At 61.7% G+C, this 13,147-nt stretch carries 10 protein-coding genes; all 10 read right to left on the bottom strand.

Annotated features, from left to right (window positions below):
* Position 1: 1 nt before the first annotated feature.
* The 10 genes from V6765_RS09280 to ligM all read right to left on the bottom strand — a co-directional run bounded on the left by V6765_RS09280 (position 2) and on the right by ligM (position 13,057).
* The gene (locus V6765_RS09280; RefSeq protein ID WP_448428006.1) at positions 2–1,102 is read right to left on the bottom strand and encodes an amidohydrolase family protein; all 1,101 of its coding nucleotides are present in this window, start codon (positions 1,100–1,102) and stop codon (positions 2–4) included.
* 1 nt (position 1,103) lies between these two features.
* A complete protein-coding gene (locus tag V6765_RS09285; protein ID WP_448428008.1) occupies positions 1,104–2,186 on the bottom strand; it encodes an amidohydrolase family protein in 1,083 nt (360 codons plus the stop codon).
* 15 nt (positions 2,187–2,201) lie between these two features.
* Positions 2,202–4,181, bottom strand: coding sequence for a tripartite tricarboxylate transporter permease (locus V6765_RS09290; RefSeq protein ID WP_448428010.1), 1,980 nt, complete (start codon positions 4,179–4,181; stop codon positions 2,202–2,204).
* Positions 4,182–4,486: 305 nt separating this feature from the next.
* The gene (locus V6765_RS09295) at positions 4,487–5,581 is read right to left on the bottom strand and encodes a hypothetical protein (RefSeq protein ID WP_448428012.1); all 1,095 of its coding nucleotides are present in this window, start codon (positions 5,579–5,581) and stop codon (positions 4,487–4,489) included.
* 725 nt (positions 5,582–6,306) lie between these two features.
* Complete coding sequence (locus tag V6765_RS09300; RefSeq protein WP_448428014.1) at positions 6,307–7,137, bottom strand: methylenetetrahydrofolate reductase; 831 nt, start codon at positions 7,135–7,137, stop codon at positions 6,307–6,309.
* 325 nt (positions 7,138–7,462) lie between these two features.
* A complete protein-coding gene (purU, locus tag V6765_RS09305) occupies positions 7,463–8,311 on the bottom strand; it encodes a formyltetrahydrofolate deformylase (RefSeq protein ID WP_448428016.1) in 849 nt (282 codons plus the stop codon).
* Between the two features lie 225 nt (positions 8,312–8,536).
* Entirely contained in the window at positions 8,537–9,841 is a 1,305-nt protein-coding gene (locus tag V6765_RS09310) for a TRAP transporter large permease (protein WP_448428018.1), read from the bottom strand.
* The gene (locus V6765_RS09315) at positions 9,838–10,350 is read right to left on the bottom strand and encodes a TRAP transporter small permease (RefSeq protein ID WP_448428020.1); all 513 of its coding nucleotides are present in this window, start codon (positions 10,348–10,350) and stop codon (positions 9,838–9,840) included. Before V6765_RS09315 ends, V6765_RS09310 begins: the two co-directional genes overlap by 4 nt.
* 4 nt (positions 10,351–10,354) lie before the next feature.
* Positions 10,355–11,341, bottom strand: coding sequence for a TRAP transporter substrate-binding protein (locus V6765_RS09320; protein WP_448428022.1), 987 nt, complete (start codon positions 11,339–11,341; stop codon positions 10,355–10,357).
* 303 nt (positions 11,342–11,644) lie between these two features.
* Positions 11,645–13,057 (bottom strand): vanillate/3-O-methylgallate O-demethylase, encoded by a 1,413-nt coding sequence (gene ligM, locus V6765_RS09325; protein ID WP_448428024.1) that lies wholly within the window; start codon positions 13,055–13,057, stop codon positions 11,645–11,647.
* Positions 13,058–13,147: the final 90 nt, after the last annotated feature.

The following is a 13,147-nucleotide window of genomic DNA, read 5'->3' on the forward strand; positions in this document are numbered from 1 at the left end:
CTCAACCCAGTCCGTAAACGGCGATCGCGTTGTCGCGCATGATGCCGCGCTTTGCCTCTTCGCTCAGTCCGACACGGAAGGCCCGGTCCGGATGGTCGAAATCCCAGTGCGGATAATCGGTCGAGAACATCAGCCGGTCCGCCCCGATCCAGTTGAGGAGATTGTTCATATGCCGCACATTCGGCGGCTCCTCGATCGGCTGCGTGGTGATCCAGACATTGCGGCGAATGTAATCGGACGGGCGGCGCTTCACATGCGGCACCTCATCGCGCATGCGCTCCCATTCGCGGTCCATGCGCCACATCAGCGACGGCAGCCAGGCGAAACCGCCCTCCACCAGCACCAGTTTGAGCTTCGGGAAACGCTCGAACACGCCCTCGAAGATCATCGAAATCAGGACGGTCTGGACCGAATGGGAGAAGGCGTAATGCTCCTCGACATAAAAGGACGCCCAACCGGCGCCGGTATTGGCGTGCCAGCCGGTGGCCGCCGGGTGGACGGCAATCGGCAGGTCATGCGCCTCGGCGATCTCAAAGATCGGCCAGTAGCGCTTTCGGCCGGCGGGCTCCAGGCTGCGCGGCACGAATTGCAGCTGGGCAAAACGCTTGTCCTTCAGCCGCTCCTCGATTTCGCGCACGGCGGCTTCGCCATCTTCCTGGGCAATGGAAATACCGCCCTTCAGACGCGGTTCCGGGGCGAGCCATTTGTCGACCTGCCAGTCGTTGATGGCCGCGCAGACGGCAGCGCTCAATTCGAGGTTCTGCAGTGACGGCCCGGGATTCAGCGCCTGCAACAGGCCGAATTCGACATTGAGTTCGTCCAGCAACTGCTCTTGCAGGAAGGCAAGGCTGGAGGCCGGCGGCCCGCCCTCCGGCGGATAGGCGTCCTGGCGCATGCCGCCATGGTTGAGACGCGGATATTGCAGCATGCCGACGAGTGAACCGCCCGACCGCATGCCGAAATCGCGCACATGCTCGCGCCAGCGCAGCGGCATGAAGCGCGACAGCTCGGTCCTGTCGGTCATTGCGGGGTGGATGTCACAGTCGATAATTCCGAGTTTCGTCTTGGCCGTGTCAGGCCTCTCCAGTTCGGCAACAGTCATGTCAGACCTCCAGTCTCGGATAGGTGGCAAGAACATTCTCGCGGCAGATGGCATTGGCGAGATCGGCGGAAAGCCCGTCCGGCCATCTGGCGGCGGTCGGGCCATGATCATGCGGAAAATCGGTGGAATAGAGCAGCAGCTCCGGCCCGCCGATGCATTCGACGACGGCCGAAACTTCCTCCGGATCGACCGGAAGATCGAAGGGCTGCAGGGTGAAGCGCAACTGCCGCTCCATGATCTTGTCCGGACCCTCCTTCAGCCACGGCACCTCGACGCGGCAGCCGCGCCAGTCTTTGGCCATGCGCCACGAGACGCCGAAGAGCCAGGAGATCCCGCTTTCGCTCATCACCACCTTCATGTCCGGAAATTCGCTCAGAACGCCCTCGCTCAGAAGGCTCGCGGCCTGACTTGCAAAGCCCTGCGACCAGTTGACCTGTTCCTCGACAAGGTGGGACATGAAGCCGGATTGCGTCGGCGCGTGGCGATAATTGCTGCCCGGATGGATCGAAAGGGCAAAGCCGGCGTCCGAGGCCGCCTTGTAGATCGGCCAGAACTGGCGCTGGCCAAGCGGCGCGTCGCCCATGCAGATCGCCAGGATCTGGACGAAGCGGCGGTCATCGGCATAGCGTTTGATTTCCGCAACCGCCTCTTCCGGATGACGGAAGGGCACCAGCAGCGCGGCGCGCAGACGCGGATCGCGATCCAGCCACTCCGCCGCCAGCCAGCGATTGGTCGCCTGGCACATCATCGCCTGCATATAGGGATCGAACAGCGCCTGTACGCCGTTGACGACATTGAGGATCGCCGCCGACAGGCCCATCGGGTCGAGATGGGCTTCCGCCAGCCGCGCGGGGCTTGCGACCCCGCCATCTGGTCCTTCGGCCCTGAACGGCCTGGTCGAGAACGGATAGGACATCAATTCCATATGCCCGATATCGCGATAGGGCATCATGTCCTTCCAGTAGCTGTCGACGAAGGGAAGCAGATCTTTCTGTCCGGGACTGCGCGGATGCACGTCGCAGTCGATGGCGCCGATGCCAACGGCGGGATCGGGTCTTGTCTCAGCATCAGGCTCTGTGAGCATGTTTCTCTCTCCTCATCACATGAAGAACGGTAATTCGAACGGGGCATGCAGAAGGCGGTCGTAAAGAAAGTAGAGCACCGCCCCGAGGCCCGCCGTGTAGAGGGCAACCACCCACCACCGGAACCGGCCCCAAAGCGCGGTATAGACCGCCGCAAAGCCGAGGATCGCGGCATAGGTGCCGACCCATGGCGTCAGCACCGCCATCAGCGCGATCGCCAGGAAGGTGATGATCTGACGCCGATGCGCGGCGATGAATTGCCGCGTGGTTCCGCCGGCCAGCGCATCGCCCGCCCGCCGCGCGGCGGCAATCACCTGAAGCCGGTTGCGGTCCTGGAACAGCACAAAGCCCATGATGACGATGCCCGCCAGGCCAAAGGCCATCGGCGAGACCTTGGCCAATAGCTTCCAGTCGCGCGCCATATAGACCGCCACGGCGAAGAGCGCGACGAGCAAAAGCGCCAGCGACGATGACAGGATGAGGCTCGCCTTGCTCTCCTGCGTATCCTCGATCGCGTGGGCAGCGAGCCCGCGGCGGGTCGAGCGCAAGGCGAAGAAGAAGACCAGCGCCAGCACGATGACGAGACCGATTACCGTCGGGCGTGTGACCACCTCCATCACCGTATAGCTTTGCCAGGTGATCGACATGGCGTTTTCGAGGACAGGTCCGAGCACGAAGCCGAGAATGAATGGCGGGCGCGGCCAGCCCGCCGCCTTCATGATGTAACCGAGCAGGCCAACGCCCAAAAGCGTGATCCAGGTAAACATGCCCGGCTGCCAGACCCAGGAACCCATGAAGATGAAAAGGATCACCGCCGGCACGATGAAATTGCCGTCGACGAAGGCCGCGCGCGCCACCTGGCGGCCCCACATCATCAGCGCGGCGGCGCCGATGATATTGGCGATGATGATCGTCCACACCATCGAGAAGGTAATGTCGAGATTGTCGCTCAGCATGTTGCGGCCCGGCGAGAAGCCGTGGATGGTCAGCGCGCCCAGAAGCACCGCCATGGCGCCGCTGCCGGGAATGCCGAAGGCAAGGGTCGGGATCAGCGAACCGCCGAGCACGGCATTATTGGCCGCTTCCGGCGCGATCACGCCGCGCACATCGCCCTTGCCGAATTGCGGATCGGTCTTGCAGCTCTGCGTGGCGTGGCCATAAGCAAGCCAGTCGACCACGGACGAGCCGATGGCCGGCAGCATGCCGACATAAACACCCAGCAGCGAACAGCGGATCACCAGCCAGCGATTGCGGATCGCCGCGCGAACGCCGCTGAAAATGCTGTCATCGGGCGTATGTTCGTCATTGAGATGGGCAATCGCGGTGCGTCGCGCGGCAAGGTCCATCATTTCCGGCAGGCCGAAGAGGCCGAGAATGACCGGAACGAGCGGCAGGCCGTCAAGCAGGGAGCGTTCGCCAAAGAAATAGCGCGGCATGGAGCTTGCGACCGGATAGCCGATCTGGGAAAGCATCAGTCCGAGAACCGCCGCTCCCAGACCCTTGGAGACCGCATTGCCGCTGACGGCCCCGACCATCAGAAGGCCGAGCACTGAAAGCAGAAAGAACTCCGGCGAGCCAAAGGCAAGAATGATCGCCAGTGCGAAAGGCAAGGAGGCGGCCATGGCCAGACCGCCGAGCACGCCGCCAAAGGCCGAGCTGACGAAGGCGGCGCCGAAGGCGGTCTGCGCCAGGCCACGCTTGGCCATGGCATTGCCGTCGATTACGGTCGCCTGGCTGGCGATGGTGCCGGGAATGCCCAGCATGACCGATGTGATCGTATCGGAGGTGGAGACCACCGCGAACATGCCCAGCAGCATGGCAAGGCCTGCGGCCGGGTCCATGCCGAAGGTGAGCGGCAGCAGCACCACCATGCCGGTGACCCCGCCGAGCCCCGGCACGACACCGAGCCACAACCCGACGGCGATGCCCGCCAGCAGATAGAGAAAGCCGGGAAAAGACAGAACCAGCGATAGTCCCGTCATGAATTGTTCGAACATGAAGTTCCAGCTCCAGGTCAGCTTGGCTGATCATCGCTTCGCCACATGCGGCAAGCCGATGACAAACACCTCTTCAGATTGTGCTCCACCGCGAACGGCGAGCGCCAATCTCCAAAAAGGTCACAAAAACAATCCGGCAGAACCGTTGGGAGACCGGGAGGCCTGGCCTTGAGCGCATTGCGCTGGCGGCGATGCGATCGCCGACGGCAGGGGCGATCGCATCAATACGCGATCGACCGCCGGTGCTCCTTGCCAGGCTCCGATTCTCCGGGCGGCGATGCCTGCGCCGCCCCTCGGTCTGCCTGCTACTGCTCGATCCGCTCGACCAGCTGGCGCATCGTGTCCTTGATGTCCTCGGAGGTGTTCTGGACATCGGAAATGATCTTGGTCATCTCCTGCCAATGGACGATGTTCGGCGGCGAGCCATAGACTTTGGTGGCCGCTTCCAGATACTCCGGCGAGGCGGTCGCTTCATCGAAGCTCGCGCGCAGCATGTCGAGATGGTCCTGCGGCGTGCCGGGCGGAGCGACGATGATCCAGTTGACCGGCGCCGACGACTGCGCGTGATACATGATCAGGTCCCAGAGCGGTCCTTCCGGCGGTTTCCCGGTCGCCTTTTCGATGTATTCGCCGAGGGTCGGCACGCCTTCGAGGGCTGGATCGAGCTTCATCGAACCATCCGCTTCGAGCGGCCCCATCTGCCATATCGCCATCGTCTCGCCGCTGGCGATCGGGCCGTCGCCGAGTTCGGCGATATACTGCGTGGTGGTCGCGGGGTAGGCGTCGATCTCGCCGCGCTGCTGGGCCGCATAAAGAGGTCCGTCGCCAAGCATGCCCGAGACGAACTTCCAGTCGACGCCGAGAAGATCGAGCGCCGCGGCCGTCTGCATGCCCTGGGTCATGCGCGGCGAATAGACGCCGACGGTGACGCTATCGAGATTGACAAGATCATCGCGGTTTTCAAGCCCGTCGCCGACATCGCTTTTGACGTGAAACAGAAAATTGGATCCGCCGATGCCTGCGATCACGCCGAAATCCTGGAACGGGATTTGCAGCACTTCAGGATCGAGAATGCGGGTCGTGCCCTGCCATGCGAGATAGCCGAGCGTCTTGCCGTCGGGTCGGGCGTCCATGACATAGTCGATACCCTTGGTCAGCGCGCCGCCGGAGACCGACTGCACCACCATGGTCGGGTCACCCGCCATCGTCTTTGACCATGCATCGGCCAGCACCTGGGCGCTGATGGCGGTTGCGCCGCCGGGCGCGACGTTGTGCACCAGCGTCACCGTCTCGCCTTCAAGGTCGATCGGATCGGCGTAACCGGGCGCGGCGCCCGCCAGCGTGATCGCAGCCACGGATGCCGCCGCCATGGCGGACCTGACAATCGCATTGAATTTCATCTGTTCTCCTCCCTCTGAGATGAGTATCGCGGCCGCCCGGACCTCCTCCGTCCTCAACGTCCACCATGAGCGCACACCGGTTCTTCCAGCCGGTCGGGCTGGTTACCCTGACGGGCAAACAGTTCTGCCGGGCGCATTGCCGCCCGCACCCCTTCCCTGCAGGACCGTGACGCCGAGACGCAGCGTCCGCCGGAACCGAAAACCATGATGCAAGCACCAAACGGGCATGTGCAGCCGGCTCATTCACCGGCTGGAATTGCTCCCTGACCACGCAGCACTCCTCTTCGGGACGCGATGTTCCCATGCCGTCGCGATCTTGCTCCTCCGCAGACCTACCACTTTCCCGACATCACAGACGAGGAAACAGGCGGAAGAGAACGATCAGAATGTATACGTTGATACAAAATAGTGCTCTGATCACTTTTAGACTTTAGCTCAGTATACGCAGAAAATAAATATAATTTGCGTTATTTTCGAAAAAAATCACCGATTATTTCCGATTTGGAATAAGTCTATTGACCATCTGCGTATACATTCTGCGCGAATTGGTAGATTTGCCCAAGCCATATTCAGCTTTCCTCAAGGGCCGCGCACAGACGAGAAACCCGGCCTGTCGCTTGCGCGTGAACAGACCGGTCGGGTTATGCATTCGGTGAAATGTGAGGCTGACCGCTACTGCGTCGATCGCTGAAGGCTTCCCGCGAACCGGCCGCCGTAGAGCGGGGTCAGATGGCAGCCGAGGCAGGCGCTGGCGCCATGTGACGCGTCGCCCAGTTGGCGCAGGCGCCAATGCCGCCGAGCGGAAAGAAATGGACCTGCGCCACAGCGGAGCTGCTGTCCCGCTTCGCCGCACGGGCGAAACCGGCAAGGACCTCCGTCGGCTCGTAAGGCGTCACCAGTTTGGTGACGTCCATGGCCCGACGCTGCAGCACCTTGAGCGAGGGACCGACGCCGCAGGCGATCGCGAACTTGATCAGCGTTTGAAGCCTGGCGGGGCCGGCAATGCCGGCATGAACCGGAAGATCAACACCATGAGCGCGCAACCGCTCGATCCAGGCAAGCACCGGCTCCGCCTCAAACGCAAATTGGGTGACGATCGCCATCTCGGCGCCGGTCCGCTCGGCAAAGTCCTGCTTCCAGCGAAGCGCCGCATCGACATTGCCGGTCGACCCGTCGGGATCGATATCCTTGTTGCCCTCCGGGTGGCCAGCGACATGAAGCCGCTTGAAGCCCGCCTTGTCGAACAACCCGGCTTCCATCAACTGCATCGATGAATGATAGTCGCCGATGGGCGCGGCAGCGCCACCCGCCAGGAGCAGCGCCTGATCGACACCGGATTCACCCTGATAACGGTTGATCCAGTCTTCAAGTGTCGCGCGGTCCTTGATGAGGCGGGCCGGGAAATGCGGCATCACCGGAAAGCCGTCCTCGGCCAGCCGCTTTGCGGTGGCAACCATGTCTTCGATCGGCGTGCCTTCAATATGAGCTATGTATACACGTGTTCCGGCTGGCAGGAGCGCCTTGAAATCATCCACCTTGGCTGCCGTACGCGGCATGACCTCTATCGAGAAACCTTCCAATAAAGGCGAAATGGCGCTCCATGCATAGGCGTCACCTTTCCCCCGTCGACCCGGAAATCTAATCATTCCGCAAACCCTCCTCCAGGTTGGGATGAATCAAATGTATACATTAAGTGGTCTTTTGGCAAGCTTTTCGCAGATTCTTTCGGCGGTCTTCACCGGACGGTATGCACGCGAAAGAATCATTGCTTTGGCAATTGCGACGGCCACCGCGCCGTTGACGGCGACTGAGATCCCATCGCTTCGCACGCATCCTGCACATCCCGGCTTCCCGCCGGAGGGCACCTGCCGAGGACAGGTGCTATTTTTCGAAAACAACCGTCTTTTTCCCGTTCAGCATCACGCGGCGCTGGAGATGCAACGTCACGGCCCTGGCGAGCACCCGTCGCTCGATGTCGCGGCCCTTGCGGACAAGATCCTCCGGCGTGTCGGCGTGGGAGACCGCCTCGACGTCCTGGGCGATGATCGGACCTTCATCGAGATCCTCCGTCACATAATGCGACGTCGCGCCGATCATTTTTACGCCGCGCTCAAAAGCCTGGTGATAGGGCTTCGCTCCCTTGAAACCCGGCAGGAAGGAATGATGAATGTTGATGCATCGCCCCGACAGAAAGGCGGATAGATCGTTGGACAGGATCTGCATGTAGCGGGCGAGAACCACCAGCTCCGCCCCGGTTTCGGTGACCAGCGCCTTGATCCTGGCTTCCTGCTCGGGCTTGGTGTGCTTCGTGATCGGCAGGTGGTGATAGGGAATATCGCCCATCAAGGTGAGGTTCAGCGCTTCCTTGGGATGGTTGGAGGCAATCGCCACCACTTCCATATCCAGTTCACCGATCCGGTTGCGATAGAGCAGGTCACCGAGACAATGGTCGAATTTCGAAACCATCATCGCCACTTTCGGCCGCCGCGCCATGTCCCATAATTCCCAGGTCATGCCGTATTCTGCGGCGATGTTTTCCATCTCGGCACGCAGCGCAACCTCATTTCCGGGATAGGCCACGACAACGCGCATGAAGAATGTGTCGCTTGTGGCGTCGTCGAACTGTCGCGCCTCGGTGATGTCGCCGTCGGCGCGGGCAAGCAGTGTGGCGACAGCGGCAACAATGCCGGGACGGTTCGCGCATTTGATGGTCAGGACATAGGATTTCATCGCAAGGTTCTCCTCCGGATCGGGGCGCATAATTCCACCCCCTCAGACAGTCTGGTATCTCCGCCCTTTTCGGACGGGACTCGATCAGCTATTCATTTGTCGCAACGCGGACTCATTGGCCGTTTTCAGGCGCACACGTCCTCTGCCGCCGTCGCATCCGGCGCCGGCAGTCAAAAGCATCGTTTATCTTTTCACGGCATTGCCGGTCGCGCCCTGTCGGCGCTGCTAGTTCATCATCGTATTCGGCAGGATCAGCGTGATCTGCGGGAAGGCAATCAGCACCACCAGCGTTGCCAGCATCGCAAACCAGAACGGGGTGACCCCGGCGAAGATGCGGGCGAGCGGCACATTGCGCGCCACCGATTTGACGATGAAAACATTGACGCCCACCGGCGGCGAAATCAGGCCCATCTCCAGCGTCAGCACCACCAGCACGCCGAACCAGATCGGATCGATTCCCAATTGCGAGATCACCGGAAAATAGATCGGCATGGTCAGCACCAGCATGGCAAAGCCTTCGAGAAAGCAGCCGAGGATCAGATAGGTCAGCAGGATCAGCGCCAGAACCGTGATCGGTCCGACCTCCAGACCCGAAAGAAAGGTGCCGACCAGATCGGGAATATGGGTGAGCGCCAGGAACGGGTTGAGGATATGGGCGGAAATCAGGATCAGCATGACCGCTGCCGTGGTTACCACCGAATCCTTGGCCGCCATCCAGAAGGCTTTAGGCGAGAGCTTGCCCGTCGCTGCGCCGATGACGATGATCAGCCCGGCGCCGACTGCCGACGCCTCCACCGGCGAGAAGATCCCGGCATAAATGCCGCCGATCGTCAGGATCACGACCAGCAGCACCGGAAACGCACCGACGAGTTTCCTGGTCTTTTCACCCATCGTCGTGCGCGGGCCGGCGGGACCGAAGCCGGGCCTAAGCCAGCACAATATGGTGATCGTGGCAATGAACATCGAAAGCAGCAGGATGCCCGGCAGGACACCCGCCAGAAACAGCCGGCCGATCGACTGCTGCGTCAGGATCGCGTAGATCACGAAACCGGTCGAGGGCGGGATCAGGATGCCGAGCGTGCCGCCGGCGGCGACCACCCCGGTCGAAAGCCGGTTGTCGTAGTTGAAGCGGTCCATCTCGGCCATGGAGACCTTGCCCATGGTCAGCGCCGAGGCGACCGAAGAGCCGGAAAGTGCGGCAAACCCGGCGCAGCCGAGCACTGTCGCCGAAGCCAGCCCGCCGCGAAACCGACCGACGATAGCGTAGGCCGCGTCGTAAAGTCTGCCGCTCATGCCCGTCACCGAGGCGACATTGCCCATCAGGATGAATAACGGCACTACCACCAGTTCGGCCGAGGAGGCGAGCGTGAAGCTTTCCGAGGCCATCAGGCTCATCGCCGCCTTCAGATCCTTGAGCGCCCAGATGCCGGCGAAGCCGACCGAAAACATCGCCAGCGCCACCGGCACGCGGATCACCAGCAGCACAAACAGGACGGCAAGGCCGATCAGGCCCACCAGTTCTCCGCTCATTCGCCGACCTCCCGCCCGGCATCGCGAGACGGCCCGGACAGCACAAGCTCGACAGCGCGCAGCGCCATGCCGAAGGCGGTGATCAGCGCCATGATCGACAAGGCCCACTGGAAATACCATTTGGGCATGCGCACGATATTGGTGGCAAGCTTGAGCATCTGCGACAGTTTCGATGAATCGTAGACGGTATAGGCGATGCCGACGAAGATCACCGCGCCGAGAAGCGCGGCGAAGATGTTGAGCCAGTGATTAAAGGCATCAGGGAAATGATCCTCGAAGACATCGACCGCGACATGGCCGCCGAGCTTGTCGCACAGCGCCATGCCGCCGAAGACGATGATGACCATGCCCATCTGATAGAAGTCCTGCGCGCCGCGAAGCGGCGCGCCGAATGCCCGTCCAATCACGTCCGCAAGCACGATCAGCGTCACGAAGATCAGCCCAAGCGTGCCAGCAAGGGCGGAGAGCGAAATCAGCCCGTCCGCGAGCCTGCGGAGGGTGGCGAGCATGGTCTTATTCACCACGCATCGAGGCAAGAACATCCTCAGCGCCAAGCTCGGTAACGATCTCCTCGGTCACCGGAATGGTGATCGCGCCAAAGGCTGCCGCCTCACCGGCATCGAGCGTGATCACGGTCTTGTCCGGATCGGCCTCAAGGCCGGCAATGGTCTCTTCGGCAACGCGGTTCCACGCCGTCTCCGCGCTTTCGGAGAGATATTCGCCGGCATATTTGTCGATCGCCGCCTTCTGCTCGTCGGAAAGGCCGTCATAGCGCGCCTGGCTCATGACCACATAGAAGGTGAGGCGGCCGAGCGGCGCGCCGATCGTGTAGCTGTCGGCGACTTCGGAAAGCTTGAAGTCGGTGACGGCGGAAGCACCGGTGACGACGCCGTCGATCAGAGCGGTCTGCAGCGCATTGTAAATCTCGCCGGCCGGCATCTGCACCGGAGTGGCGCCGAGCGCTTCCAGAACGGCGGCCGTGGTCGAGCCAGCGGCGCGGATCTTCAGCCCCTTCAGGTCATCGGGCGTGCGGATATCCTTGTCCTTCATGATGAAAATGTTTGGCTCCGAGGTCCACAGCGCCAGCGGCTTGGTGCCGGGAAACTCATCCTTGATCATGTCCATCGAGCGCCAGATCGCCGGATAGCCGGGTGTTCCCAGTTCGATCACGCCCGGCATTTCGGCGATCATGGTTTTCGGGAACTGCGACGAGGTATATCCCGGCAGGCCCCAGACGATGTCGGCAACGCCCTGAAGCACGCGGACATACTGTTCCAGCGGCCCCTTGCCGAGTTCGCCGCCCGGATAGACGCGAATGGTCAGTTCGTCACCGACCTCGTTGGCGAGGCCCTGCTGTAACGGCTCGATGACCGAGCCGGTCAAGGTATGCTGCGGTGGAACGAAATGGGCGAAAGACAGTTCTTCCGCCGAAGAGGCCGTGGCGACGCCGACGAAAAGCGCGGCGGATACGGCAAGACTGCGCAGTGACCTGTAGATCATGATTCTCCTCCCCAGGTTTCATGACTTGGTAGATTAAGCGAGCCCGCTTGGCTGCGGCACACTCCCGAACTCCTCTTCGTTACGCCCGGGCGAAGAAGGCCGGACGCTTGGCGATAATGCGTCGATCTTGGGCGGCACTGCGGAAAACGCGACCGGACAGGCCCTCCTCGGCCTAATCCCGTAACCGCGATTTGCGCCGTTTCCGCCACCGGCGGCGGACAACAACCGCCATGGCGCCGTGCGGCGTCCCTATTGCCGGCAGCCGCCCTAGCGCAGGCGGCGCCGATTTTCACGAGAAAGGCGTCAGCTGCCTGCCTTGGTACGCCAGCTGTCGGCATAGTTTTCTCGGGCTTCTGCGGCATAGGGCGTTGGCGAGACGCGCACGCGGATTTCCGCCTGCCTGTGCGGCTCCACCGAGGTTTTCTGCGTCGCTTCCGGCTCGCCCCATTTCAGCGTCAGCACATCGCCGACATTGACATCCTGGCTTACGACGCCGAGCGAAAGAACCCTGCGCTCGTTGTAGGAATAGCCGTTAAACATCGACATGCCGACCATCCTGTCGCCCTGCATGACCATATCGGCCGTGGACGACGCATAGTTGGGCTGCGGGAAATCGATCCACTTGTAGGGCGTGCCCTCCTCGAAACTGGAAGCGATGACCTTCACGACGTCTTCCGGGTTCCACTCGAAGGTAACCTTCTTGCGGTTGCTCGGCGCGTCCTTGAGTTTGGCGAGCGCGTCCTTGCCGATGAAATCATCCTTCTTCCAGCCGATATAGAAGCCGTAACCGAGCTCGAAGGGGTTGGTATAGTAGTCCTCGACATTGTCGGAGACGAAGGAACCGCCGATGGAGCCGACCGCCTCATAGGCGTCAGCGCCCAGCCAGTCGCGATAGTCCGCCATCATGCCGTCGCCCGAGTAGATGCCCGGCAGAGGCGAGGGAATCCAGCCCGATTCCAGCGTGTTGGTGGAATAGGCGCGCGAGCCGACGCGGCGCAGATCGACGCCGGTTTTTGCGGCGGCTTCCAGAATGGTCGAAAGGACATAGGCCTTGTCGGAATAGGGACCCCAGATTTCCAGGCCCGGCGCGCCGGCCATGCCGTGACGCAGCGCCTGCACCCGCTTCGAGCCGACATTGATCCAGTCGACATGGAAGAACTTGATTTCGGGAACCGGCCCGCCATTGATGGCGTCGAGGATCTTGTTGGCATCCGGCCCCTGGATCTGGAAACGGTAATGGGTGCGCAGCACGCGCTCGCCCTCGGGGCGCGAATCCGAACGCGGATCGTGAACGAGCCGCACGTTCCACTTGCCGATGGCGGCCTGGAACTTGGTCCAGTTGGCGGTCGGCTGGCGGCCGACCAGGACGAATTTGTCCTCGCGTTCGCGGAAGATGATCATGTCGCCGATGACGTGACCGGCCGGCGTGACCGGCACGAAATGCTTGGCCCGGTTGAGATCGAAATTGGAAAAGCCATTGATCCCGACATAGGCGAGAAACGCCTCGGCGTCCGGGCCCTCGACGATCAGTTCGTCCATATGATGGGTCTGGTCGAACAGGACGGCGGTGTTGCGCCACGCCATCTGTTCGCTGCGCCAGTTTGAAAACTCCGGCGCCACGACAGGGTATACATAGATACCTGCTCGCGAATTCCGCAAAAGCTCAACAGGATTCGAGAACCCCTTCATTACAGTCGATAGGTTTTGACCTGCCACTTTTCAACTCCTCCCAAAGCATCAATAATGTATACATACATTTGCAAGGCGACCTGAAGAATGCAAGCGGAAAACTTCTCCGCCTGCAAA

Source organism: Martelella sp. FOR1707 (assembly GCF_053484265.1).